Source organism: Nocardia aurantiaca (assembly GCF_009708175.1).
Lineage (GTDB): Bacteria > Actinomycetota > Actinomycetes > Mycobacteriales > Mycobacteriaceae > Nocardia > Nocardia aurantiaca.
Window position 1 is genome coordinate 86,884 of record NZ_WMBB01000003.1, and the last position, 23,419, is coordinate 110,302.

Genomic DNA, 23,419 nt, shown 5'->3' on the forward strand with positions numbered 1-23,419 from the left:
TGCGCTGCCTCACAGTCCGAGGATCGTCGAGGCGATGATGCCGCGCTGCACCTCGTTGGATCCTCCATAGATCGATGTCTTGCGGTAGTTCAGGTAGGTGGCGGTGCTGCGCCGGGCCCAGTCGGGGTGCGATTCGTCCTCGCGCGCCACCGAATCGGGCCCCGCGATGTCCACCAGCAGGTCGGTGACGGCCTGCTGCAGCTCGGTGCCGCGCAGCTTGAGGATGGAGGAGACCGGGTTGGGCTTGCCGTCGGCCGAGCCCGCGGCCACCCGTAGCTGCACCAGTTCCAGTGCCAGCAGCTCGTTTTCGAGCTCGGCCAAGCGGGTGGCGAACAGCGGATCGTCGAGCAGCGTCTGCTCGCCGAGCCGGGTCTGCTTGGCGTGCTCCTTGGCCAGCCACAGCCGCACCTTGGTCTGCCCGACCGCGGCGATGCCGGTGCGCTCGTTGCCGAGCAGGAACTTGGCGTAGGTCCAGCCCTGATTCTCCTCGCCCACCAGCTGATCAGCGGGCACCCGCACGTTCTCCAGGAACACCTCGTTGACCTCGTGGCTGCCGTCGATGAGCTTGATCGGCCGCACGGTCACACCGGGGGTGTCGAGTGGGAACAGCAGCATGGAGATGCCCGCCTGCTTCTTGGGCGCGTCCGGATTGGTGCGCGCCAGGCAGAACATCCAGTCGGCGGACTGGGCCGCGGTGGTCCAGGTCTTCTGGCCGTTGATGACATAGCTGTCGCCGTCGCGGACCGCGACGGTGCGCAGTGAGGCCAGATCGGAGCCCGCCTCCGGCTCGGAGAATCCCTGGCACCACCAGATATCGAGGTTGGCGGTGGGCGGCAGGAAGCGTTCCTTGAGCTCCTGCGAGCCGAAGTGCGCGATGACGGGACCGATCATATTGGCATTGAAGGTGAGCGGTTCCGGCACGGAGGCCAGCTGCATCTCGTCGTGCCAGAGGTGGCGCTGGATGGGAGTCCAGTCCTTGCCGCCCCATTCCACCGGCCAGTTCGGGGTCGCCAGCCCGTGCGCGTTGAGGATGCGCTGGGTGGTGACGATGTCGTCCTTGCTCAGTTCCTGGCCGTGCCGCTGCCGATTGCGGATGTCGGCCGGGATCTCGCTCCGATAGAACGCGCGCAGCTCGTCGCGGAAGGCGAGCTCGTCGTCGGTGAGCGCTAGTTGCATGCGTTGACCTCCAGTTTCATGGCACCCCCGCCATCGCCGGATATGATACACAGAGAGATCGATGTCTCAAATAGGGTCGTATACTCGAACGGCCGCACAGACCGACCACCGCGATGGGAGCCATCCGTGCCCGACCACGACCGCGCACTCGGCGTCGGCGAGCTCATCGCCCACCGGCACCGCGAGGGCAGCACGCCCGGGCAGCGCACGGACTCCCACCGGCTCGCGCTCGTCATCGAGGGCGGCTCCTCACGTGGCGCGTACTCGCACGGAATGGCCATGGCCATCGAGGAATTGGGCGTACTGCCCTGCTTCGACGCGGTGTACGGGGCCTCCGCGGGCGCGCTGAACGCGGCCTGGCTGCTGTGCGGGCGCGCGGTGGATTCGCGGCGGGCCTGGCATCCAGAGGTCATCAACCGCGTGATCAACCCGGTCCGGGCGCTGCGCGGCGGCACGGTGGTCGACACCGAATACCTGGTGCACACCGTGTACGAGCGCATCGTGCCGATGGATTTCCCGGCGATCCTGGCCAATTCGGTCACCTTCCACCCCATCGCCACCGACGCCGACACCGGCGCGGCCGTCGACCTGCACCCCGAGCTCAGCGACGTGGGCTCGGTGCAGGCGGCACTGCGGGCCTCGACCTGTCTGCCGATCCTGGCCGGGCGACCGGTGCGGATCGGCGCGCGCCGGTACGTCGATGCCGGGCTCTCCGAATCCATCCCCGTGCCAACGGCATTGGCGCAGGGCGCGACCCACGTCCTGGTGCTGCGCACCCGCCGTGCCGGCGAAACCATGCGTCCTCCCTCCACGGTCGAATCCCGGGTGGTGGCCCGCTTCCTGGCCCGGCACGCACCGGGGACGGTCGGGCCGTGGCTGGAGCGGGTCCAGCGGCACCACAACGACGAACGAGATCTCGAGTCCGATCCGGCCGTCCTGCAGATCCGCCCGCCGCACAGCGCACCCGATATCGGCCGCATCGACCGCGATCCCGCGGTGCTCCAGCAGGCCCTCACCCTGGGGCGCGCGGCCACCGCCCGCACACTGTCGGCATACCTGACCCCTAAGCTGTCCGCGTGACACGCGCGGAGGGAACCAGAGCGCCGGGCCGGCCGGCCTCGGCCAGCCGGGAGGACGTGCTCGAGGCCGCCATCGCCGTGTTCCTGGCGGGAAAGCGGGTGGACGTCAATGCCATCGCCGCCCAGCTGGGCGTGGGCCGGGCCAGCATCTACCGCTGGTTCGGGTCCCGGGACGGGCTGCTGGGCGCGGCGGTGGCGCGGCAGCTGGAGAAGGTCGTGGCCTACGCCGATCGCGGCTGCCGCGAGACCGGTGGCGAGCGGCTCACCACGGTACTCAACCGCGCCATCGACCTGATCGTCGAAAACGATGCGCTGCGTTCCTATTTCGACAACGAGTCCACCGCCGCCCTGCGCCTGATCACCCGCGGTGACGGCATCGTCCACCGGTCCGCCGTGGCTCTGGTCGAACGCTTCATCGAACGCGCCGAATCCGAGGGTTACCGCCCGCCCATCGAACGCGACACCCTGGCCTACGCCTTGGTCCGCCTCTGGGAGGCATTCCTCTACAACGATGCCGTGGCCGGCTTCCGCGGCGACGTGGACCGTCTGCGCAAGGTCCAGACCGCGCTACTGCGCGCCTGAGCGCCGCACCCGCAGGAAGGTCGCGGCGATCGCCGCGATCAGCAGGGGCTCGCCGAGAACCGGTGCGACGGTCCGAGATTGACCACCCTGTCGTCCAGATCGAGCGGGACCGTGATCACCAGGCACCATGCCTCCCCTCCGCAGGGAATGTGCGCCACCCAGAACGAACAAGGTCAGGGATTGGCGATGAGAGGGACGAGCTGTTCGGCGGTGGTGCGGGCACCGTGGTGACCGACCAGGGCCGATTCCAGAGGTTCACGAACGGGGCGGAGAAGGACGGCGCGGTCTTCGGCGACGGCGATGAGGTCGCCGATCCGGGTGGTGATGACCTGGGTGGGCGGAGTCGGGCCGAACCAGCGTTCGTCGAGGGCTTGTTCGCGGGTCACGACGGTGGCGTATGGGGACAGTTCGGCGGACCAGGTGGAGTGGGCGTCGGCGAGGGCTGCGGGGCGGTCGAGATAGACGTGGCGGACGCGCGCCTCGCCGCCGATCAGATGAACATCGCGGTGCAGGGCGGGCCAGGCGTCGAGGTCGATGACGGTGTCCGCGTGAATCATTCCGTGATCACCGGTGATCAGCATCGTGCAGGTGGACGGCAGATCGGCGAACAGGTCGGCGATACAGGCATCGATATCGCGCAGCACCGCCGCCCACTGCGGGGATTCGGGTCCGTACAGGTGGCCACTGACGTCGAGGTCGGGGAAGTAGGCGTAGGCGAAGCGCGAGTTGGCGCCGGAATGCTGTGCGACAGCGAGGATTCCCGTGCGCAGCTCGTCGAGGGAGGCGGCCGGGTGCAGGACGCCCGGGGCGCGGAAGACGGCTCGGGTCAGGCCGGAGGTGAGCTGGTAGGCGGGAATCACGTAGTGCAGCTCGACCCCGTGGGCCGCGAGGTCTTCCAGACGGCTGGCATGCCGCTGCACCGATTCCGGCGGGTAAAGATCACGAGCGTCGTCACCGGTGGCACTGTCGAGTTTCCAGCGCAGCGAATTCAGCAGGCGCAGACCATCACCGCCGGGCACGGCGAAGCTGTAGCCGATGATGCCGTGTGTCGCGCAGGGCGCGCCGATGGCGAGGCTCGCGAGGCTGGTCGCCGTGGTGGCGGGAAAGCCGGCGGTGAGGGTGACGTCGGCATGTCCGGCCAGGGTGGGCGCGATGTCGCAGTGGCGCGCCAGGAGTTCCGCGCCGAGGCCGTCGATCAGCAGGACGACGACATCACGGGTCGGCGCGAAGCCCAGCGGATTGAGCTGGTCGAGGCCCAAGGACGCGGCGACGGACGGCATGACGTCGGCGAGCGTGTGCGACGCCGCCCCCGATTGTGGCTTGGCCATTCGCCGACTCTAGTGACCTCGGCGCGATAATTCATCGGTGTTCGAATCCGCCGACTTCTCGATCAAGCCCACTCTGACCGGCACGAGAGTGGTACTGCGGCCGTTCATTTCCGAAGACCTCGACGCCATCCTCACGGCGCTGCGCGATCCCGACGTCCGCCGTCTGACCGGCAGTGTCCACGACGATACCACCGAGATCACGCCGGAGGATCCGGCCGAAACACGGCGATTGCGCGACTGGTACGCCACCCGCGAGGCCCAGCCGGACCGCCTCGACCTGGCCATCGTCGAGGTCGCGACCGCCCGCTGCGTCGGCGAGGCGGTCCTCAATCAGTGGGATCCCGGCAATCGCAGCTGCAATTTCCGCATTCTCATCGGCCCGGGCGGGCAGGGGCGCGGACTGGGCACCGAGGCGACGCGGCTGATCGTCGGCTACGGCTTCGAGACGCTCGGCCTGCACCGAATCTCCCTGGAGGTCTATGCCTTCAATCCGCGTGCCCGCCGTTCCTACGAGAAGGCGGGCTTTCGCCCCGAGGGCGTCCTGCGCGAATCCCTGCGTTACGGCGACCGGTGGATCGATGCCACCGTCATGTCGATCCTGGCCCGCGAATGGGCAGAGCACCGCGGCTATCCGGAGTCCGCACAACCCGCTGGCGAATCAGGCCAGGCCCCACGCCTTCAGGAGGTAGGTGATGGTGGCGGCGATTCCGGTGACGGTATTGGCCAGGTCGGGCGGAACCGCGAAGGCGGAAGCCCCCGCCGACGACACCCCGTCCGCAGGTAGCCGCTGTTGCAGGATGACGACGAAGGCGGCGGTGCCGATGGATCCGCCGATCCGCTGCACGACGGTGAGTTGCGGTATGGCGTCGATGATCTGGGGGGCGTGAGGTTCCGCATGGCCGCGGTCATGGCGGGCATGGCCGTCAGTCCGATGCCGAGACCGCCCAGCGTCAGGGCCCGGGGCTCGGCCACGGTAGACGCTTCGCATGGCACTGATGGGCATGATTCGGCCCCCGTCATATTCCCGTTGCGAGCCACCGGAAAGCATCCTGGCACAACGGAATTCGAGGAATACTACAGCGCCCAATTGCGTACGCTGATCCGCCTGCTCGCGGGGTGATGGCTCGCGGATGCGCCGAAACCCCTCGGACGGGAGCGATCAGCCCGGAATCGCTAGGTCATCGGCAGTCGGTGACGGCAGGGCGGCATACTGTCCAGCCCGAGCCGTCGGGGCGGGCCACTCCCGTCCAGGTGCGGTCTCGGCCGCCGGAGCGGTTGCCGGTGGCCGGGGTGGTTGCCGCGGGCTGCGGATCGTTCGAGCTGAATACGACACCGGGTTACGGGCCGATTCAGTAGATGATCGAAGTGCGAAGGCCGACAGGTGATTACGAGATCATAAGCCGGGACCGGGTGGCGGCGGCAGGCGTCGCTCGCGCGGAACGAGCAGTAACAGCAGCGACAGCAGCAGTCCGCCGCCGACGAGGTACAGGCCCCAGGCGCCGCCGAGCAGATGGCGGTAATCGTCACGCAGCTCCTGGTCGAAGCGCTGGTCGAGCCGCCAGGTCAGGACGCCGAGTCCGCCGATTCCGACGATGACCCCGATCCAGCCCAGGATGCGCGAGCCGAACAGCGCGGCCAGCAACAGCACCGCCGCCACCCCGAGCAGCCCGATGGCCAGCGACGTCATGAAGGCCCCCGATTGCGCCCCGATCTGGTCCAGTGACCGACCCGAGGGAAACCCGTCCCGCAGATCGCTGAACTGGACATTCCGCGCGTCGACCGAGCCGACCAGCGGACCGAAAACCCCGACCGCCACCGCGATGGCGGCGGCGAACAGCAGCAGATGAACGAAAGTGCGCATACTTCACGGTATTGCGCATCCGGTCCCCCGGCACGCATTCAAACCTTACGGTCTGACGCACACCGGAGGACCCCCGGGTGAATCAGGCGCGGCGGTCCACCGCGGCCCACGCGGCCGCCGCCACCACCCCGGAGACGACCGCGACCGATGGCCACGCGCCGATCTTCTTGGCCAGCGGGTGCGAAGCGCCCATCGCGCCGATGGCGAGCCCGGTCAGCGCGGCGGCGCCGGCGGTGCCGACGGTCTTGCGCCAGCGCGGGAAGGCGGCCGCCGTGCCCGCCGCGAACACCGCGCCACCGAGCTGACGCTTCTTGGTGGCCTGAGCCAGTGCGAAGCCACCGGTAAGCCCACCGGCCGCGAGTAGCGAGGTCGGTACCGCGGGAATCCCTGCCATTTCACTACCTCCAACACATACGAGCATGAACGATCACTCTCGACGGTAACCGGAGCCAATTCCACCGTTTGAGTGGGGCGGCGATGAACACCGATCAGTCGAGGTCCGGATCGGCCGATAGCGAGAGGTTCAACTGTTCCTCGGTGATCGGCGGAACGGGCAGCGGGTGAGCGGATTCCGCGCGCAGCCCATCCAGCATGAGCGCCAGGTTGCGCCGCCACGCCTCCGGCGCGATGCCCGCGGTCTGCTCCACCACCCGGGTGTGTGACCAGGTGATGAAGGCGATGTCCTCGAGCGCCCAATCCGCCCGCAGCACCCCGGCATCCTGTGCGCGCGTGATGATTTCGCGCATGATGGCGTGTCCGCGATCGCGTTGCGCGGCGATCTCCGGACTCGGCGCGGCACGCAGGGCGAGCTCGTTGAGCAGGCGGTCGTAAGCCTGGAGCTCGCAGATCTTTTCGACCAGATGAACGAAGGACTCCCACGGGTCGGCGATGGCCAGCGCCTCCTCGGCGATGCGCCCGCCCGCCTCGATGCGGTCCTCGACGGCGGCGGCGATCAGATCGTCGCGGGTCGGAAACCGGTTGTAGAGCGTGCCGATGGCCACGCCCGCGCGGGCGGCGATCTCCTTGAGTGGCGCGTCGAGCCCGCGTTCGGCGAAGACCTCGCGCGCCGCGGTCACCAGCGCGTCGCGATTGCGGCGGGCGTCGAGGCGGAGGGGTCTTTGCGGGGGCATTCGCCGATCCTACAAATCAGGCATCAGATTTAAGTTGAGCATAGGTTCAAGTTCATGCTAGCGTCTACCACGTAACTTGAACCATCGCTCAACTTAGCGAGGAACGAGCATGAGCAAGACCATCGCGATCTTCGGATTCGGCCCCGGACTGGGCATGGGTGTCGCGCGGCGCTTCGGCCGGGAGGGCTTCCGGGTGGCCGTTATCGGCCGCAAGCCCGACAAGGCGGAGCGGCACGTGAGCGACCTGAAGGCCGAGGGCATCGCGGCGGCGGCCTTCCCGGCCGACGTCACCGACGCGACCCAGGTTGCCGAAACCGTCGCGACCATCAGCAGGACCTTCGGCGAGATCGACGTCGCACTGCACGGCGCGGCCGGTGAGATGGCCGACCGCATGCCCTCAACCCTTGCCCTGGACGTCCCGGACCTGAGCCTGCCCATGGCTCTGAAACTGCACTCCCCCATGCTCGTAACCCGAGCTCTGGCCCCCGGGATGATCGAGCGCGGTACCGGCGCGCTGCTGTTCTCCTCGGGTTCGTCACCGAATGTGGTGTTGCCGTATCTCTCCAATTTCGGCGTCGCCCTGGCCGCCCAGCGCGGCTACCTGTTGCAACTCGCCGAGGAACTGCGCGGCACCGGAGTGTACGTCGGAGTGCTGAATATCGGAGTGCTGATCGGCAACAGCCAGGCCGAGCGCATCGTCGACGAGCACCCCGAACTGGTCCCGGCGGGCGTCAGCATCCCACGCATGACCAATGACGAACTGGGCGACCGCTATTGGGAGATGTACGTCCGCGGGGACCGCACGGAGGTGGAGGTCGGCTTCGACGAATGATCCGGCGACCCGGGCCGTAGGCGATTCGTGGGATGTGTTGCGGGTGCAGCGATTCATACGATATGAACCTGACGAAACACGGTCCGGGGGGTTCCGGGCTCGTCGGTTCACAGAGATCCACTCAGCCGTAAAGGAATTACTCGACCATGACCGGTCCGGTCGTCTTCACCAGCTCCTACAGCGACGAATCCAATGACGATGGGTTCCAGTGGGAGTTTCGTTGTGATCGCTGCAACACCTCCTACAAGTCGTCGTTCGACCAGAACTATTTCTCCCGCGGCCGAGGTCTGCTGCGTGTGTTGCGCAATCTCTTCGGCGATCGGATGCACGCCATCGACAAGATCTCCGATGCGGCGGAGAGCTACTCGAACCACTGGGGCGGGTCCTCCTCCAGCACCAAGGACAAAGCGTTCGCGCGCGCGGTCGAGCAGGTGCGCAACGACTTCCGGCAGTGCGGCGGCTGCGGTGGGTGGATGTGCCACCGGGTCTGCTGGAACGAGCAGGTCGGAATGTGCACGAACTGCTCGCCGCAGGTGGCGCACCAGATCGCCCGGGCACAGGCCGAGGCCCGCGGCTCCCAGATCGTCGAGGCCGCCTACCAGCAGGACTGGGTCTCCCAGCACGATGTGGCGACCCCGGCCCGGGTGTCCTGCCCGACCTGCGGCGCGCACACCACCGGCGGCAGGTTCTGCCAAACCTGCGGCGGCGCCCTGTCCCTGCAGTCGAACTGCGGCGGTTGCGGCCATCAGGTGCAGGTCGGTGTGGGCTTCTGCTCCAACTGCGGTCGGCCGCAATAGCCTTCGGTCAGCGGATGCCGGGAGTGGCCGGGTCGTTTCCCACACAGCCGAGGATGAAGCAGCCGGGCGGCCAGTCGCCGAACGGCGGATACAGCGGTCTGCCCAGGCAGGCCAGGACGCCGCAGCCGGGATAGGACATCGAGCCGAGGCCCAGCGCCGCCAGGGTGGCGTCCGGGTTGATCATCATCGGGTCGAGCAGGCTGGTGTCCGGGTGCGGCACATAGGGCCCCGGGTCGGACAGGCTCGGGGCGCGGAAGGCGGCGGTGAGACCGCGCAGCACATCGTGCGGAAAACTCACCGCGCCACCGGGAACCGTGACGCCGGTCCAGCTGACCAGCAGGCCCAGGCTGGGGACGATGTAGTTGTCCTGGCGCAGCATGCCCGACATTTGGATGGCGTCCTTCGGTAGGCCCGGGAACATGTCCTCGCAGCCCGGGCCGTTGACGGTGATCAGGAAGCCGTAGCAGGGGTTCGGTGAATCGGGGGTGGTCGCCTCGGTCAGGTAATCCGTGGAAACGACCTGGCGGCCGAGCCAATTGCCGCGATTCACCAGCAGCAGGCCGAGTTTGGCGTAATCGTCGGGCGGGAGCACCAGGTGGGCGTGGCCGTAGGTGTTGCCGCTGCGGTCGCGCGCCCACAGGTAATCGGAGATGTGGATGCCCAACGGGTCGAAGAGATTGCGCTGCGCGTAGGCCTGGAAGTCCTCGCCGACGGCCCGCTGGATGACATAGACCAGCAGGTCGACGGCCCGCTGACTGTATTGCCAGGTCTCGCCCTGCGGATGCTGGATGGGCATGGCCAGAGCCTGCGCCACCACGTTCGGGTCGAGCCGGGCCAGCCCGGTGATGCCCTCCGAGGCGATGGCGATCTCCATGCCGGAGGTCTCGGTGAGCAGGCTGCGCACCGTGATCGCGCGGTGCTCGGCGTCGCCGAGCCCGGCGGGCAGGTAGACGTCGATCGGATCGTCCACGCGCAGTTTGTGTTCGTCCACGGCGATCCCGGCCACCAGGGACACCACGCTCTTGGTACCGCTCCACAGATTCCAGGCGACGCCGCCCGCGCGCTGATTGTTGGGCCCGCCGCCGATGAGGCAGTTGTTGCGGAACACCTGCACGGTGAATCGGGTCGGATCGGAGGCGAAGTCCACCGCCCGCCGCAGCGCGGCCGAATCGAGGCCCACCTCTTCGGGTGTCGCGGTTTCGGGTTGCCGGCCCGCACTGACCTCGCAATGCCGCAGGCCGTCCGGCGCGGCCCGGCCGACCGGCCCGGCGATCAACGCCAGGGCGATCGCCGAAGCCGCCACCACCATGCTCGTCACGATCCGCGCCACTGCCGCCCTCCGCTCCCTGATCTGTCATGGAGCTCATCGGAGGGCCATTGGGCCCGTTATCCTTTCGTGACCCGCCACTTCCAGGGGCGATAGTTCTCGGGGCAAGCCCTCCGGGGGCTCGACGCCGCATGGTTTCTCACCGGGTGTCGATGGTGGCGAAGGCGGCCCAGACCAATGGTGAGTGATGGATTTCGCCCGTACCGCGCCAAGCGGCCAGGTGTTCGCGCTGCCAGGCGTTGAGAGCGGCCGCGGGGTCGGAGGATTCGTGGGCGGTGTCGATGGCGCACACCGCTTCCTGGAAGGGATGCGTGGTGACCGGTGTGCCCGCGAAGCGGTGGAAGGCGAGATCGGTGGGCAGCGGCCAGCGGCCCGCCGTCACCAGTTCCGCGCCGCCGGTGAGCATGGCCGCGACCAGGCCGAGCGGCTCGGCGAAGCGCAGATCGCCGCCGCTCTCGCAGGCGATGAGGGCGACCCGGCTCGGAATCGGCCAGATCTCGGGCCCGGTGTGGGGAGTCCGGCTGTCCCCCTGACCGTTTCCCACGTAGTCGTGGGTCGCGCCCTCGGCGAGGGCGTGGGCGCCGAGCAGCAGGTCGCGGGCCGAGAGCGGACGATGGTCGCGGTAGGCGGGGGCGCAGCCCGGACTGGCGGCGGTGCAGGACAGATGGAGGGTGGCGGATTCGCTGCGGCCGGATTCGGGAGCGGCGGCGGTGACATGGCCGACGTAGAGCAGGCGGGCAGCGCCCGCGTGCAATGCCCGGCTCAGCCAGGATCGGTCGAGATCGGTGCGGCGGAACGCCTCCAGCGGAGCGCCGACGGCCGGGATCAGCCGGTCGGCGGCGGCATGCGCGGCGACCAGGGCCGCGAGCGGCGCGCCGGAATCCATGCGGCCGAGCACGGATCCCAGCGAGGAGTCGGCGCGGAAACCGGGGACACGCGGATCGAGGATAGCGACCACCGGCAGAGTCCGGGTTTCCGCCCACGACCGCGCCACCCGGGCCGGCGCGTGCACGATGCCCGGCGGTGCGAGCACGCTCACATCGGCGATCTCCACCAGACGCACATTCGGATCGGGGGCGATGAGTTCCCACGGCAATTGCGCTGTGCGCGGTGACGGTTGGATGCGGAGATGGGGCCGGACGCCCTCGACGTAGAGCTCGTGCAGCCGCACGGCGAGGTTGTAGGGCAGAAAGGTCGAAGAAAGATACTGGGCCAGTTCATTTTCCGCTTCATAGCTGGCCAATTCGCCTGTGGCGAGCGCTGCGTCGAGGCCGCCTGGCACGCCGGGCGCGGGCAGGGCCGCGGCGAAGCGGCGCATGGCCGCCTCGACCTGTTCTTCCGGCACCACGCCGACACCGCCGGGCGCACTTTCGTCGGCCCACCGCCAGGTCAGATACAGATCGCCCGCATCGGCCATCCGGATATACGCGGTCGGTGTCATGCGGAGATCACCCGGTCGGTCCTGACCCGGCGGCCGTAGCGCTGCTCGGCGGCATCGAGCCAGGCGGACAGGGCGATATGTCCATCCGGAGGCACGGCCACCCGCGGCGGCGGGGTGACGGGCAGACCGGCGCTCGCCGCCACCGCCGCCAGGGCCGTGCCGAGTTGCAGCGCGTCCTGGACCGCGGCCGCCGAGTCGGACGGCGGATCGAAGGGTTCGAACAGGTCGAGCGGCGCGGGCGGCTCCGCGGAGAGCCGGTCGATATCCACTATTGCTCCCGCGCATTGATTCTCGATGAGGTCGGCCACCAGCCGGGCGTCACCGGCCAGGTAGGCGTAGCGGAAGGCGAGCCGGAGCGCGGGATTCACGATGTGGCGGCTCCAGGTGTCGCGTTGCGTACCGTCGGGCAGTTCGTAGCGGACCGCATCGAGGGCCAGCGCCGCCGGAACCGCGAGATCCACCGCCCGCGCGAGCAATCCCGGCACCTGGGAGACGAGCGGCTCCAGCAGGCCCGCATGCCAGTAGTCGAGCTGTGCGCAGTGCAGGCCGAGGCCGCGGACGGCGTAGATGGCCCGCGCCGTGGCGAGTTCGGATTCCCCGTCGTCGAACCGTCCGGCCGCGAAGGCCGTGGCGGCCAGTCGAAGCCGGACATCGGCCGCGTCGATGACCGCGCGGGATTCCTCGAAGCGGCGCAGCGCTTCACGGTAGCGGGCATTCGCCACCTCGGGCTGTCCTCGATGCTCGGCGATGAAACCCATGACCTTCAACCCGATTCCGGCGCGATGGGCTGCACCGGTTGCCTCGAAATGCTCCTGGGCGGCGGCCAGCAGCGGCTCCGCATCGTCGAAGGACCCGGTGCGCGTGTACATCAGCGCCAGGTTCTGCCGGGTCTCCGCGACGCCGGTGCTGTCGTCGACCGCTTCGAAGGCCGCCAGCGCCTGCCCGGCGAAATCCAGCGCCAGCTCCCACCGCCCGGTCTCGAAGTGCGCGGCGGCCAGGTTCATCAGCGGATGCCCGGCATGTTCCGGCCCGAAACGCCGTGCCGCGTTCAATGCCTCACCGGCGAGATCGAGCGCCCGCCACCACTGCTGCCGGTGCAGCGCCACCGCCGTCGACGACACCAGACAGGCCAGCCGCAGATCCCCCGGCGCATCCTCCTTGCCCAGGGCGACGCGGGCCTGCTCCAATGCCTGCTGCGCTCCGTCCAGATCCCCGAGATTCTGCAGGGCCTGCGACAACCCGATCAGCGCGCCCGGATACATCCGGGGCGCCTCCGAAGGCATCTGCGCCAACGCTTCCCGGAACCGGTCCACCGCCCCCGCGTGATCCCCCAGCCGATCGGTCACCACCGCCGCGTCGACCAGCGCGCACAGCCGCAGATCCCCCTGCTCCGCCTCGGCGGCCCGCTCGAATATGCGCAGCGCCTCCCACAACTCCCCCCGCCCCACGGCGTCCGCCCCGGCGCGCAGCAAGGGATGCTCCGCCGCGCGATCGCCGTCGATGGCGCCCGCGGTGTGCCCCGGCGGCTCGTCCCGTTGTTCGTCGCCGACTCCGTTCGCCACGAAACCAGCGGCCGGACCGCGTGTCTGCGCCCTCGCCGCGAAACCGGAGTGGCCGGGTTCGCGCGCTGCTCCCGCCCGCAGCCCGACGGGTGCCGGTCGGTCGCCCACCGGGGCGGACGAGGCCGATTCCGGTGCTTCGGGGGTTACCCCGTCGGGGTCGGGCTCCGGCATGTCAGAAGTCCGAATCCGCTGCGGCGGCCGCGATTTCGGCGAGCAAAGGAGCGAACAGGTCGGTGTGGCCGACCGTCGGCGCTGCCGCCTCGCGGAGCCGGGTGGACGCGAAGTCACGGACCAGCTGACGCAGGGCGGCGTCGGCCGGCGCCGAGGTCGAACGAGGACCGGTGTCCGGGCCGAAACCGGGGACGTGGATGGCGATTCGAACGGTGGAAGCCGGTGCGGGCAGGACCGATTCGCCGATCCAGGTATCGTCGGCGGCGCGGAGTTCGGTGTCGAGTTCGCTGTGGCCGGTGTCGATGCGGGCCCATGGCCGCAGGTGAGCGGGAACGGCGGCGGGCAGGTCCGGATGCGCGGCGACGGAAATGGCCACCGCGGTGGCCCCCGCATCGCGGACGAGTTGCCAGGACACCGCGGATTCGGAGGCGTCGACCAGGCCGGGCGGGCAGGCGCGCCAGTCCCAGCCGCCGGTTCCGCGGGCCAGCACCAGGGCGCCTGCCGGTCGCGCGCCGTCACCGGCCGCGAGGGCGTAATCCGAGGCGCGCAATGAGGTTTCGATGACGGCCGGCGCCGGTGGCGCGAGCACGTCCGCGCCGTCGACGAGAGACTCGCATTCCTCGGTCAGGAGCGCGATATCGCGATCGAGCAGTGCCGGGTCGAGTGTGGCGATGCCGTCCAAGGTCGAGGCGGGCCACCACCGGGACGCCCAGTGCGCGTAGGCGAGTCGGCGGGCGCTCACGGCCAGGGCCGGAAGCGCCGGAGCCGCGGGCGCTTCCGCCTCACGATCCCCGGAATCGAGGGCCGCGGCCACGGGCAGGCCGTAGATGGCCCACACCCATTCCTGGGCAGCATCGACATCGTCGATGAGCGCGGCGGGAAGTCGCTGTCCGGCAAGCACATTCCAGATGAGATAGCCACCGATCACCTCGAGCACCAGGGTGTCCGGGCCGGGCGCGGCGTCCAGCGCGGCCGGGGCGCCGACCGGGACGATGCCGCGCAACCCATCGGGGTAGTGCCGGATCCTGACGGTCGAGTCGGTCATCCGGCCCTCGATTCCCGTTCGCCGGGGTCGGCCGCCGCGATGACGGCGAGGGCCCGCTTCACCCGCATCCGGTGGTCCAGGATCACCGACCGCGCCACACCGTCGAGCAGATCCCAGAGCTCGTCCGCCGCGTACACGGGAAAGTCGCGCACATCCCGCCCGTGCAGCCGCGCCCACAGTCTGCGCAGATACGAACGCCACGGCACGCGCAGATCGGCGGCTATCGCTCCCAGCGGCCCGTCGACCGCGTCCGCCCGCACCGCCATCCGCCGTGCCTGCAACACATAGGCCTCACGCTGCCACCGACCATTGATGACCCGCGCCGCCGCACCTCCACCGTCGGGGCCGACCGCACCCTCCCGGGCGCGGCGCGTTTCGGCCACCGGAACCGGCCCTCTCCCCGCCGAATCCGGCAGATCGGCGGTCGCACCGGCGAGTTCGGCGGTCCGCACGGTCGAAGCCGCCGCCGCGCCCAATCCGCCGGGCGCACCGGCCGACCCGGCCATCGACCCGGCCGCTGTGTCCAGGGAGCCGTCGGAACCCGCCAGTGGAACGACCGTTCCGGCTGCCGCGGTGGTCAATCCCGCCACTCCGGCGGCTGCGGCACCCGGCAATCCGGAGGGAATGTCGAGCGGCCCGGCTGCGGTACCGGTCAGGCTCACCGCCGCACCCATCAGACCGGCGGCACTGCTCGCGAGGGTGAGGGGTGCTCTGGGAGTGGGCGCGGCGTCGCCGTTCGGGCTATGGCCGCGCAGGCGCGGATCGCCGAGGGGGCAGAGGTTGACGGCCAAGGCCGCGCCCGCGGCGGCCGCCACCCGAAGGGATTCGTCGAGCAGGGCCCAGGGCGCGCAGGCGCGAGCGATTTCGGCGTCGACCAGTTCGGGGATCGGCGGCAGGTCGGCGCGTTCGCTGGAGGCTTGCAGAACCGTGAAGACGCGCTCGTGGATGGTGCGGTCGAGGGGCAGGCCCAAAGTGGCCGTCGAGGCCGAGAACCCGACCTGCGGCGGCAACGGCAACGGATACAGCGTCAGGCCGAATTCCTGTGCGGTACAGCCGATTTCATTCAGCCACAGACGTATTCCGGTGTGCGTTCCCACGGAGGCGTCGATGACCGCGTCGAGGTCCACCGCACCGGAGTCTTCGAATCTGGTTGCGGCGCAGGCTTCCAGGAGTCCGGCCAGCAGATCGGTGTGATCGGGCACCTCGGTCAGCGGGCGACGCCGCCACGCGGTCTGGATGAGTTCGGTCAGCTCGCCCACCCGCGCAGGCTCGGACAGATATTCCTTCAGCGCCTGGGTGGTACGGCCCGCGCTGAGCCCGTGGATCTCGCGCAGCGCGCTCTCGGCCGCGGCCCGGTCCCCGGCCGGATCCGGCATGCCCGACACGGTCGCCAGTTCGAAACAGCGCTGGAAGTAGAGGTCCTGGGCATTGCCCTCGGTGATGCGCAGCCCGCGCCGGGTCTGTTTGAGCAGCGTGAACCAGGCGGCGGTGGCGCGCAGCACATCCGCGGCGGCGTGAATCCGGGTGGCGAGCAGCACCGCGCCGTCGGCCGAGAGCATCGAGCCCGCGCACTGCGGATTCTGCACCGGCCGGATCACCAACGGATCCAGGATCAGCTTGACGGTGCGCCGCAGGGGTCCGCCGTGCGGTCCGCTCAAGGGTTCGACACCGTCGAGGCGGCGCCACACCTCATCCAGCACCATGGCCCGCGGTCGTCGCATTCGCCCAGGTTATCCCAGCCTCACCGATATTCGCGCCCCGGAAGTTGGGATCGGTAGGCCGGGTGTCGATTTCTACGGTTCTGTCATCGGTTCCACCCCGGAGCCAGCATCTCGAGAAGAAGGAATGACCATGAACAGCAAGCCGATCCGTCTGACCACCGCCGTCCTCGCCGCCACCGCCGCGGCGGCCCTGCTGGTCACCGGTTGCAGCAGCAACTCCGACAGCTCCAAGTCCAACTCGACCACCGCCGCCCCCGCGGCCACCACCACTGCCGCCCCGGGCGGCTCCGCCCCCGCCGGCGGCGCTTCCTCCGCCTCGGTCGACGGCAAGGCGATCACCGCCAAGTTCGAGACCACCTGCGCCAAGCAGGGCGGCAACCTGGCGCTGGCGCTCACCGACAGCGGCAACTCCACGTACGGCACGCTCGGCGCGAGCGCCACCATCACCGGCGACAGCACGGTGCAGGCGGTCGGCATCACCGGAACCAAGGGCGGCAGCAATGGCCAGCCGTACGCGCTGGGCTTCGGCAACGGCATGCCGGGCGGCTCGGCCAAGGTGACCAAGAACGGCAACACCTTCACCGTCACCGGCGAGGGCGTCGGCGCCCCCGACCTGTCCAACCCGATGGCCGGCCCGAAGACCGAGAAGTTCGAGATCGTCTTCGCCTGCAGCACGATCGTCGGCGGCTGATCCGGCCTGTCCACCGGCCCCGACGCCGGGGCCTTGTTCTCCCCCGCTCATGCCATCGGGCATGAGCGGGCCTTTCGACCACGTCCCTGATACGGAAAGCACATGAAGAACCAAATCCGCTACGCGGCACTCGCCTTCGGTGTCCTGGCCATCGGCTACTACGTGTGGCACGGCCTCACCTCCGACTCCGTCTTCGGCTGGGTCGGCCCGCAGATGGCGCTGCCGATCATCGCCCTCACCATCGTCCCCATCGCCTTCGCGTTCACCGGCGACGGCATCATCTCGGCCTTCACCGGCAACAACAGCTCCGAATTCCGTAACGGCCTGGTGGGGCTGGGCACCGTCGAGGGAGTGCGCCAGACCGGCGTGTACCTCAATGAGCAGCCGCAGGTGCGCATCGACTTCCGGGTCGAGGGCGCCGACGGCAAGGTCTTCGCCTCGCACGCGAAGATGATCGTGCCGCTGACCCAGTTGGCGCTGCTGCGACCGGGTGTGGTGCTGCCGGTCCGCTACCTGCCCGACCGCTTCGACAAGGTCGAGGTGGACCTGTCCGGCGATACCTCGGCGGCGCAGGAGGCCATGAACGCGGCCATGATCCGCAAGGGCTTCACCACCCCCGCCAAGATCGATATCGCCCGGCGCGGCGTCGCGGCGCAGGCCGTGGTGCGGTCGCTGTCGGTGCCCGGCGAGATCCGCGACGGTCACTCGCGCCTGGACCTGGTGCTGGTGGTCACCCGCCCGGACGGCAGCACCTTCGAGGCGACCACCGAGAAGTTCCTGCCCCCGGCGGCGGTCTCCATGGTCCAGGTCGGCCGGGTGGTGGGCGTCCACTACCTGCCCGAGAACGAGCAGGAGGTGGTGCTGTCCCTGCCGGTCAACACCGCCAACTGAAGATGGAATCTGAAAAGCACAGAGCCGCAGGCCGTCTCGGGCCGCGGCTCTTCGTCATGTCCGGGTCAGGGACGCTCGTGGGAGCCGTCGATCCGACCCCGCCCGTGCGCGCGGGCGGCGGCGGGCAGCAGCAGCGGTTCGGCGAATCGCCAGATCTGCTCGGCGGCATCGAACTCCAGCGACACCGCCGAGCCCGGGCTTCCCGCCCAGCGTTCCGGAACGGGCGTGCCAGGCCAGGTGTGGCCACCGCCGAATACCGTCCACTCCGATACCACGGTGCCGCCGATTCCGTGGCTCACCGTGGTGCGGCTCGACCGGTCGGTGGTGACGGTCTCGCCCGGACCGGTGCAGCCGTCGAGCTCGCGCCAGTGCTGCGCCGATTCCGCCAATCCTCTTGTGCGACCGAGCGATTCGCCATTCGGACCGGTGCGCCGCGAGTGGCCGCCGGCGATCGGCACCACCGGGTCGGCGTCGCCGTTGATGAGCATGGCCGACACCGCGTATCCGGGCCGGATCCCGGTGAGCGCCTCCGGCAGCCCGCCCGCCACGGCCGCGAACACCGCGACCCGATCGCCGGCCTCCAGCGCCATTCGGTGGGACATGAACGCGCCGTTGGAGATGCCGGTCACCACCGCGCAGTCGCCTCGCGTATCGAATCGCTCCGCACACCAGTCGATCACGGCGCGGAGAAAGGCGACATCGTCCACGCCCTCCTCGTCGGCCGTCGTGACTCCGCGGCCATCGGCCCAACAGCCGCCCCACCCGTCCGGGTAGACGACGCCGATCCCCCATTCGTCGGCATACCGCGCGAAGCTGGTCCAGTCGTACATGAGCCGCTCGGTCGTCGACGGGCCCTGATTTCCGTGCAGTGCCAGCACCAGTGGCGCGTTCGCCCGATTCGGCGGTCGCACACCGAAGGTCCGGTTCAGACCATCGATGCGCAGCACGCCCTCGATCAATTCAGTGGCCACGATTACCCTTTCGGCGAATCATTCGAAGGCGTAGCGAACCTCGTCGGCGACGGCCTCGAAGCCGATCGCGCGGTAGATCTTGTTCGAGGTCGGATTGGCGATATCGGTGTAGAGGCAGACCTCGTCCCCGGCCGCCCGCAGCATGCGGGAGACCTCCGCGACCAGCGCCGAGGCATGGCCACGCCCGCGGGTCTGCGGTGGCGTGTAGACCGGCCCGATCCGGGCCCAGCCGTCAACCGGGACCTGATGCGCGGCCAGTCCGACCGGTCGGCCGTCAGCCTCCCATAACCAGTAGCGCCCAGCCACGATGCGGGCACGAATCGCCGCTTCGCTCATCGCCAGGTGGGCCTCGCCCAATTCACGAGCCATATCCGCGAGCCAGGCCCGGCACAGCGCGATATCGGCTTCGGTGGCGCGACGGGCCGAGCCGGAGGCGGCGGGCATTCGCAGCTGGCCGAGCCGATACAGCCGCGATCCGGGTTCGGCGCGATAGGTATTGCCGCGCAACACACTCCAGTTCGCGGCGAACGGCCGGGCCACGTTCTCGGGACCGTGCACGTCATCGATACGCGGCACGAGTTCGGCGAATCTCGTCACCAGCGTCGGCACCGCGCCGATGGGCACATCCCCCAGCCACACTCCGCGTCGGCCCGTTCGCATGGCAACGCCGACAACATCATCCGCGTGCACCGAAGCGAAATACGACGGCGCGTCGGCGATCGCGAGCCCGCTGATCTCATTGTTCACCGCGGTCGACAACGCCGTGTGCCGCAACGGATCACGTCTCAGAAATCCGGCCACCCGCTCCCGGAACTCCACCGGATCACTGGTCATCTCCACCCGCACCCACCCAAATTAGCCCGGCGAACCGCAGGTCACAACGCAAATGGTCCGGCGGTTGCAGAATCCCGGAAACGACCAGCACGAGCCCAAATCTGATACGCGTGTCTCAGCGTCCAGGCTGCCCGCAGGGCGTTGAGGCCGCCGGGATGGTTTACGACGCGGTAGCCCCGCCGCACGAATTCGATGCGCCCGCCGCCTCGGTTTCGAGGATCCGGCCAACCGAGTTTCGACCATTCACCGATGGCTCGGTCGCACCGCCCTACTCGATGGTGCGACGTCGGGTCCGCCTATGCGAAAGCGATCGGCAGAAGAAACCTGTCGGGGGCCGGTCCCGGTCGGTCTGGTTGGATGGGCGCGGTGACCAGCGTTCCCTTCCGATTGATCGGCGACCAGCGCATGGACCGGGTGATGCCGGCCTGGGCCGAGCACTACCCGCCGTTCGACACGGTGGTGGGCTACTCGGATCTGGGACACGCCTTCCTCATGAGCAGCCGAACCGGCGAGTACGGAATCCTCGATCCCTACAGCCCCGGCGTGAAGGCCTACGGCGTCTTCACCGAGGTCACCGACTTCGTCACCCGGGTCCTGTTCGACCCGAGCGTCATCACCTACGTGCTCCAGCCGGGGCACGTCGCCGACATCCGTCGCCGCCTGGGCCTCCTCGCCGACGACGAGGTCTACATCGCCACGCCGTATCCGTTCCTCGGCGGCTCGGAAACCCCCGACGCCTATCAAAAGGGCGGCGTCTGGGTCTTCTTCGATCTGGTGGCCCAGGCCCACGGCCTGGAGTGATCCCCGACGAGCCGGCGCAGGCGGAGGACGCCGCCATCTGCCGGATCCGCCACGTCGCCTGGCGCCGCGGCCACCGCCATCCGAGCCCACTCCTCCCAGACCGCCCTTCCCAGGCCTCCCACCTGGCCCGACCGCCGACACCCCTCTCCGGTTCGGTCGGCCCGCCGGGCCCCGATCGGTGTTAGCGTCGGGTCATGGCGAGCCGACGCGATATGAAACATGCCGTGGTGACGGGATTCCAGCGGAGGGTGGGCAACCCGATCCTGGGCCGCCTGCCCATCCAAACCCTTCTGGAAACCACCGGCCGCAAAAGCGGCCAGCCCCGCATCACCCCCATCGGCGGCCGCCGCACCGGCGACTCCTTCTGGTTCGTCTCCGAGTTCGGCACCCGCTCCCAGTACATCCGCAATATCCAAGCCGACAACCGAGTCCGCCTCCGCCTCCACGGCCACTGGCACACCGGCACCGCTCACCTCCTCCCTGACGACGACCCCGTCGCCCGCCTCCGCTCTCTCCCGCGCGCCAACAGCGCCGCTGTCCGCGCAGTCGGCACCGACCTGATGACCGTCCGCATCGACCTGGACTGAGCGCTACTCGTGCCGTCCGGTCACCGGTTTGCCGTGGCGCCAGACGGACCAGGTGAGGGGGATGCCGGGGCGGTAGGCGAGGTGGATGGCGGAGGGGGCGTCGAGGATGTGGATGTCGGCGGCGGAGTCGGGGCGGAGGACGCCGATGGCGCCGGGGGCGGTGAGGTCGTGGGCGAGGGATTGGGCGGCGCCCGCGGTGGCGGCGTAGAGGGCTTCGGGGAGGGACAGGCCCATCTGGAGGACCGCGGTGGTGACGCAGAAGGCCATCGAGGTGGTGTAGGAGCTGCCGGGGTTGGTGTTGGTGGCCAGGGCTATTCGGGCGCCGGCGTCGAGGAGGCGGCGGGCGGGGGCGAGGGGTTGGCGGGTGCAGAGATCGCAGGCGGGGAGCAGGGTCGCGACGGTGGTGGAGACGGCGAGGGCGTCGATGTCGGCGGCGGTGAGGTGGGTGCAATGGTCGACGCTGGCGGCGCCGTGCTGGACGGCGAGCTGGACGCCAGGACCGGGGGCCAGTTGATTGCCGTGGACGCGCAGGCCCAGGCCGGCGGCGCGGCCCGCTTCCAGCACCCGGGCGGATTGAGCGGCGTCGAAAGCGCCTGTCTCGCAGAAGACATCGATCCAGCGGACATGGGGGGCCACGGCGTCGAGCATGACGCCGCAGACCAGGTCCAGGTAGTCGGCGGCCGAGAGTTCGGGTGGGACCACATGGGCGCCGAGGAAGGTGACCTCGTCGGCGACCTCGGCAGCCAGTACGGCGCAGCGCTTTTCATCGGCGACGGTGAGGCCGTAGCCGGTCTTGGTTTCCAGGTAGGTGGTGCCCTGGCGGAGGGCTTCGGCGCGCAGGCGGCGAAGGTTGGCGGCGAGCGTGTCGTCGGTGGCGGCACGCGTGGCCTCGACGGTGGTCCGGATTCCGCCTGCGGAGTATGGGGTTCCGCTCATGCGGGCGCCGAACTCCGCCGTCCGGTCACCGGCGAAGACCAGGTGGGTATGACTGTCCACCCAGCCGGGTAGGACGGCGCGGCCGCCGACATCGACGCGGTGATCGGCGGCGGGGGCGGTGGCGGTGGGGCCGATCCAGCTCACCCGGTCATTCTCGATGACCAGTGCGGCATCGTTCAGGGCACCGAATTCCTCTGTGTTGGTGGTGAGTTCGCCGATTCCGGTGATGACCGTGGCTTTCGGGTTCACTGCCATAGCGCTCCGATCTCGGCGTCGAGGGCGGCGGCCACGTCGCCGAGAGTGCGGTGCGCGCGGTCGCGGACCATCCAGCGGCCCGCGATCATCACGTCGGTGACATCGGATGCCGTTGCCGCGAACAGGATTCCAGCTCCGTCCACACCCGCGGTGCGCGGCGACATGGTGTCCACGCAGACCAGATCGGCATCCCGGCCGGGTGCGATGGCGCCCAGGTTCGTCCACCCCGACGCGGCATGTGCGGTAGCCGCGGACAGCAATTCGGTGGTGCCGAATCGACCCCGCCGACCGCTGGCGAGTCGTTCGTGCAGTTCCAGGGCGCGCACCTCGAACCACGGATCGATGACGGACTGATCATCACTGCCGAGGGCCAGGCGCGCACCCGCATCGGCCAGCGCGCGGGCGGGGCCGATGCCGTCGCCCAGATCGGCTTCGGTGCTGGGACACAGGCAGACGCAGCAGCTCGCGAGCTCGGTGATGTCACCGGGGGTGAGGTGGGTGGCATGCACCGCCACCGTACGCGAAGTGAGAGCTCCTACGGCAGAAAGCAATTCGGCCGGCGTGCAGCCGTGGACAGCACGACACTCCTCGTTTTCCAGCGGCTGTTCGGACACATGGACATGCAGTGGCCGGTCGCCGGCACCCCGAACCACGGCGGGCAACTGGTCGGCGGGAACGGCGCGCACCGAATGGATCGCCGCGCCGACGCGCACCAATTCTCCCGCCGGATCGAATGATTCGAGCCGACGCGCCCAGGCCTCGGCGTCACCGTCGTCGAACCGCTGCTGCACGCCGGACGTGGGCTGACCGAATCCCCCTGCCAGATAACACACATCGAGCAGGGTCAGCCGAATCCCCGCATCGGCGGCCGCCGCGACCAGTGCATGCGAGAACTCATGGGGATCGGCGTACCGCTGCCCGTGCACCGAATGATGCAGGTAGTGGAACTCGGCGACACTGGTGTAGCCGGCCCGCACCATCTCCGCGTACGCGGCCCGGGCCAGCCGGTAGTAGGAATCCGGCTCCAACCTCCCCGCCACCGCGTACATGCGTTCCCGCCAGGTCCACAAGCTCCCGCGATCCGTCTGCGTCCGCCCGCGCAGCGCCCGATGGAAAGCGTGCGAGTGCACATTCGCGAACCCCGGCACAACCATGCCGGACAGCACTGTCCCACAGGGCTTCTCATCGCTCGAGACGGCCACGATGACGCCCTCGGCCACGTCGACGCGAACCCGCTCCGCGATCCCCGAGGGCAGCCACGCCTGAGGGAACCAGTAGCTGCGCACCTCGGGCATGAGCGCAGCAGCGCGGATCCCGAAGCCGGAATCACGGCCTTCGATGCCGCCGTGGACCGGGTCGAGAGGTGTCACCGCCTCGACCGGCCTCGGCCCGAGCATCTTC

Annotated in this window: 24 protein-coding genes; 10 read left to right on the forward strand and 14 right to left on the reverse strand. The window is 69.4% G+C overall.

Annotation, left to right across the window (positions count from 1 at the left end; all coding sequences use genetic code 11):
* Nucleotides 1-9: 9 nt before the first annotated feature.
* A complete protein-coding gene (locus GLP40_RS06595; RefSeq protein ID WP_154786971.1) occupies nucleotides 10-1,176 on the reverse strand; it encodes an acyl-CoA dehydrogenase family protein in 1,167 nt (388 codons plus the stop codon).
* Between the two features lie 126 nt (nucleotides 1,177-1,302).
* Between GLP40_RS06595 and GLP40_RS06600 the strand changes: the two genes are divergently transcribed.
* A complete protein-coding gene (locus GLP40_RS06600; RefSeq protein ID WP_328289795.1) occupies nucleotides 1,303-2,256 on the forward strand; it encodes a patatin-like phospholipase family protein in 954 nt (317 codons plus the stop codon).
* A complete protein-coding gene (locus GLP40_RS34720) occupies nucleotides 2,253-2,837 on the forward strand; it encodes a QsdR family transcriptional regulator (protein ID WP_328289796.1) in 585 nt (194 codons plus the stop codon). The genes GLP40_RS06600 and GLP40_RS34720 overlap by 4 nt, the downstream gene beginning before the upstream one ends.
* Before the next feature lie 173 nt (nucleotides 2,838-3,010).
* On the opposite strand, the gene GLP40_RS06610 is transcribed toward GLP40_RS34720, so the two are convergent.
* Nucleotides 3,011-4,165 carry an alkaline phosphatase family protein gene (locus GLP40_RS06610; RefSeq protein WP_154786973.1) on the reverse strand — a complete coding sequence of 385 codons (1,155 nt, stop codon included), beginning with the start codon at nucleotides 4,163-4,165 and terminating at the stop codon, nucleotides 3,011-3,013.
* 37 nt (nucleotides 4,166-4,202) lie between these two features.
* On the opposite strand from GLP40_RS06610, the gene GLP40_RS06615 reads away from it, so the two are divergent.
* Together GLP40_RS06615 and GLP40_RS06620 are read left to right on the forward strand one after the other, a co-directional pair.
* Nucleotides 4,203-4,949 (forward strand): GNAT family N-acetyltransferase, encoded by a 747-nt coding sequence (locus tag GLP40_RS06615; protein WP_328289797.1) that lies wholly within the window; start codon nucleotides 4,203-4,205, stop codon nucleotides 4,947-4,949.
* A gap of 6 nt (nucleotides 4,950-4,955) precedes the next feature.
* Nucleotides 4,956-5,285, forward strand: a complete 330-nt coding sequence (locus tag GLP40_RS06620) for a hypothetical protein (protein WP_154786974.1) — start codon at nucleotides 4,956-4,958, stop codon at nucleotides 5,283-5,285.
* A 273-nt stretch (nucleotides 5,286-5,558) separates the two neighbouring features.
* Here the strand turns inward: GLP40_RS06620 and GLP40_RS06625 are convergent, their stop codons facing one another.
* The 3 genes from GLP40_RS06625 to GLP40_RS06635 all read right to left on the reverse strand — a co-directional run bounded on the left by GLP40_RS06625 (nucleotide 5,559) and on the right by GLP40_RS06635 (nucleotide 7,156).
* A complete protein-coding gene (locus tag GLP40_RS06625) occupies nucleotides 5,559-6,026 on the reverse strand; it encodes a hypothetical protein (RefSeq protein ID WP_154786975.1) in 468 nt (155 codons plus the stop codon).
* A gap of 82 nt (nucleotides 6,027-6,108) precedes the next feature.
* The gene (locus GLP40_RS06630) at nucleotides 6,109-6,420 is read right to left on the reverse strand and encodes a hypothetical protein (protein ID WP_154786976.1); all 312 of its coding nucleotides are present in this window, start codon (nucleotides 6,418-6,420) and stop codon (nucleotides 6,109-6,111) included.
* Nucleotides 6,421-6,514: 94 nt separating this feature from the next.
* Nucleotides 6,515-7,156: a TetR/AcrR family transcriptional regulator gene (locus GLP40_RS06635; protein WP_154786977.1), complete on the reverse strand. Its 642-nt coding sequence runs from the start codon at nucleotides 7,154-7,156 to the stop codon at nucleotides 6,515-6,517.
* 109 nt (nucleotides 7,157-7,265) lie between these two features.
* On the opposite strand from GLP40_RS06635, the gene GLP40_RS06640 reads away from it, so the two are divergent.
* On the forward strand, nucleotides 7,266-7,988 hold the full coding sequence (locus GLP40_RS06640) for an SDR family NAD(P)-dependent oxidoreductase (RefSeq protein ID WP_154786978.1): 723 nt from the start codon (nucleotides 7,266-7,268) through the stop codon (nucleotides 7,986-7,988).
* A gap of 146 nt (nucleotides 7,989-8,134) precedes the next feature.
* The gene (locus GLP40_RS06645; RefSeq protein ID WP_154786979.1) at nucleotides 8,135-8,785 is read left to right on the forward strand and encodes a double zinc ribbon domain-containing protein; all 651 of its coding nucleotides are present in this window, start codon (nucleotides 8,135-8,137) and stop codon (nucleotides 8,783-8,785) included.
* A 7-nt stretch (nucleotides 8,786-8,792) separates the two neighbouring features.
* Here the strand turns inward: GLP40_RS06645 and GLP40_RS06650 are convergent, their stop codons facing one another.
* From GLP40_RS06650 to GLP40_RS33630, 5 genes are all read right to left on the reverse strand, one after another.
* A complete protein-coding gene (locus tag GLP40_RS06650) occupies nucleotides 8,793-10,094 on the reverse strand; it encodes a serine hydrolase domain-containing protein (protein WP_154787285.1) in 1,302 nt (433 codons plus the stop codon).
* A gap of 157 nt (nucleotides 10,095-10,251) precedes the next feature.
* Nucleotides 10,252-11,553, reverse strand: a complete 1,302-nt coding sequence (locus tag GLP40_RS06655; protein ID WP_154786980.1) for a CHAT domain-containing protein — start codon at nucleotides 11,551-11,553, stop codon at nucleotides 10,252-10,254.
* Nucleotides 11,550-13,115, reverse strand: coding sequence for a tetratricopeptide repeat protein (locus GLP40_RS06660; protein ID WP_328289798.1), 1,566 nt, complete (start codon nucleotides 13,113-13,115; stop codon nucleotides 11,550-11,552). The genes GLP40_RS06655 and GLP40_RS06660 overlap by 4 nt, the downstream gene beginning before the upstream one ends.
* A gap of 172 nt (nucleotides 13,116-13,287) precedes the next feature.
* Nucleotides 13,288-14,331: a hypothetical protein gene (locus tag GLP40_RS06665; RefSeq protein WP_154786982.1), complete on the reverse strand. Its 1,044-nt coding sequence runs from the start codon at nucleotides 14,329-14,331 to the stop codon at nucleotides 13,288-13,290.
* The gene (locus GLP40_RS33630; RefSeq protein WP_230329311.1) at nucleotides 14,328-16,052 is read right to left on the reverse strand and encodes a hypothetical protein; all 1,725 of its coding nucleotides are present in this window, start codon (nucleotides 16,050-16,052) and stop codon (nucleotides 14,328-14,330) included. The genes GLP40_RS06665 and GLP40_RS33630 overlap by 4 nt, the downstream gene beginning before the upstream one ends.
* A 130-nt stretch (nucleotides 16,053-16,182) precedes the next feature.
* On the opposite strand from GLP40_RS33630, the gene GLP40_RS06680 reads away from it, so the two are divergent.
* Both GLP40_RS06680 and GLP40_RS06685 read left to right on the forward strand, forming a co-directional pair.
* Entirely contained in the window at nucleotides 16,183-16,743 is a 561-nt protein-coding gene (locus GLP40_RS06680; RefSeq protein WP_154786983.1) for a lipoprotein LpqH, read from the forward strand.
* A gap of 102 nt (nucleotides 16,744-16,845) precedes the next feature.
* Entirely contained in the window at nucleotides 16,846-17,634 is a 789-nt protein-coding gene (locus GLP40_RS06685) for a hypothetical protein (protein WP_154786984.1), read from the forward strand.
* Nucleotides 17,635-17,699: 65 nt separating this feature from the next.
* On the opposite strand, the gene GLP40_RS06690 is transcribed toward GLP40_RS06685, so the two are convergent.
* A complete protein-coding gene (locus tag GLP40_RS06690; protein WP_154786985.1) occupies nucleotides 17,700-18,605 on the reverse strand; it encodes an alpha/beta hydrolase family esterase in 906 nt (301 codons plus the stop codon).
* 18 nt (nucleotides 18,606-18,623) lie between these two features.
* Nucleotides 18,624-19,439, reverse strand: a complete 816-nt coding sequence (locus tag GLP40_RS06695; protein ID WP_196054553.1) for a GNAT family N-acetyltransferase — start codon at nucleotides 19,437-19,439, stop codon at nucleotides 18,624-18,626.
* A 366-nt stretch (nucleotides 19,440-19,805) separates the two neighbouring features.
* Here GLP40_RS06695 and GLP40_RS06700 point away from each other — a divergent pair, with 366 nt between their 5' ends.
* Both GLP40_RS06700 and GLP40_RS06705 read left to right on the forward strand, forming a co-directional pair.
* Entirely contained in the window at nucleotides 19,806-20,240 is a 435-nt protein-coding gene (locus GLP40_RS06700) for a T6SS immunity protein Tdi1 domain-containing protein (protein ID WP_196054554.1), read from the forward strand.
* A 194-nt stretch (nucleotides 20,241-20,434) separates the two neighbouring features.
* Entirely contained in the window at nucleotides 20,435-20,827 is a 393-nt protein-coding gene (locus tag GLP40_RS06705; RefSeq protein WP_154786988.1) for a nitroreductase/quinone reductase family protein, read from the forward strand.
* A gap of 3 nt (nucleotides 20,828-20,830) precedes the next feature.
* On the opposite strand, the gene hutI is transcribed toward GLP40_RS06705, so the two are convergent.
* Together hutI and GLP40_RS06715 are read right to left on the reverse strand one after the other, a co-directional pair.
* Nucleotides 20,831-22,018, reverse strand: a complete 1,188-nt coding sequence (gene hutI, locus GLP40_RS06710; RefSeq protein ID WP_154786989.1) for an imidazolonepropionase — start codon at nucleotides 22,016-22,018, stop codon at nucleotides 20,831-20,833.
* On the reverse strand, nucleotides 22,009-23,415 hold the full coding sequence (locus GLP40_RS06715; RefSeq protein WP_230329312.1) for a formimidoylglutamate deiminase: 1,407 nt from the start codon (nucleotides 23,413-23,415) through the stop codon (nucleotides 22,009-22,011). Before GLP40_RS06715 ends, hutI begins: the two co-directional genes overlap by 10 nt.
* Between the last annotated feature and the right edge of the window lie 4 nt (nucleotides 23,416-23,419).

What these genes read in the sequence shown, in the direction of transcription:
- GLP40_RS06595 (WP_154786971.1), bottom strand. Translation starts at nt 1,176, where the DNA reads ATGCAACTAGCGCTCACCGACGACGAGCTCGCCTTCCGCGACGAGCTG.
- GLP40_RS06610 (WP_154786973.1), bottom strand. Translation starts at nt 4,165, where the DNA reads ATGGCCAAGCCACAATCGGGGGCGGCGTCGCACACGCTCGCCGACGTC.
- GLP40_RS06625 (WP_154786975.1), bottom strand. Translation starts at nt 6,026, where the DNA reads ATGCGCACTTTCGTTCATCTGCTGCTGTTCGCCGCCGCCATCGCGGTG.
- GLP40_RS06630 (WP_154786976.1), bottom strand. Translation starts at nt 6,420, where the DNA reads ATGGCAGGGATTCCCGCGGTACCGACCTCGCTACTCGCGGCCGGTGGG.
- GLP40_RS06635 (WP_154786977.1), bottom strand. Translation starts at nt 7,156, where the DNA reads ATGCCCCCGCAAAGACCCCTCCGCCTCGACGCCCGCCGCAATCGCGAC.
- GLP40_RS06640 (WP_154786978.1), top strand. Translation starts at nt 7,266, where the DNA reads ATGAGCAAGACCATCGCGATCTTCGGATTCGGCCCCGGACTGGGCATG.
- GLP40_RS06645 (WP_154786979.1), top strand. Translation starts at nt 8,135, where the DNA reads ATGACCGGTCCGGTCGTCTTCACCAGCTCCTACAGCGACGAATCCAAT.
- GLP40_RS06650 (WP_154787285.1), bottom strand. Translation starts at nt 10,094, where the DNA reads ATGGTGGTGGCGGCTTCGGCGATCGCCCTGGCGTTGATCGCCGGGCCG.
- GLP40_RS06655 (WP_154786980.1), bottom strand. Translation starts at nt 11,553, where the DNA reads ATGACACCGACCGCGTATATCCGGATGGCCGATGCGGGCGATCTGTAT.
- GLP40_RS06665 (WP_154786982.1), bottom strand. Translation starts at nt 14,331, where the DNA reads ATGACCGACTCGACCGTCAGGATCCGGCACTACCCCGATGGGTTGCGC.
- GLP40_RS33630 (WP_230329311.1), bottom strand. Translation starts at nt 16,052, where the DNA reads ATGCGACGACCGCGGGCCATGGTGCTGGATGAGGTGTGGCGCCGCCTC.
- GLP40_RS06680 (WP_154786983.1), top strand. Translation starts at nt 16,183, where the DNA reads ATGAACAGCAAGCCGATCCGTCTGACCACCGCCGTCCTCGCCGCCACC.
- GLP40_RS06685 (WP_154786984.1), top strand. Translation starts at nt 16,846, where the DNA reads ATGAAGAACCAAATCCGCTACGCGGCACTCGCCTTCGGTGTCCTGGCC.
- GLP40_RS06695 (WP_196054553.1), bottom strand. Translation starts at nt 19,439, where the DNA reads ATGACCAGTGATCCGGTGGAGTTCCGGGAGCGGGTGGCCGGATTTCTG.
- GLP40_RS06705 (WP_154786988.1), top strand. Translation starts at nt 20,435, where the DNA reads ATGGCGAGCCGACGCGATATGAAACATGCCGTGGTGACGGGATTCCAG.
- hutI (WP_154786989.1), bottom strand. Translation starts at nt 22,018, where the DNA reads ATGGCAGTGAACCCGAAAGCCACGGTCATCACCGGAATCGGCGAACTC.
- GLP40_RS06715 (WP_230329312.1), bottom strand. Translation starts at nt 23,415, where the DNA reads ATGCTCGGGCCGAGGCCGGTCGAGGCGGTGACACCTCTCGACCCGGTC.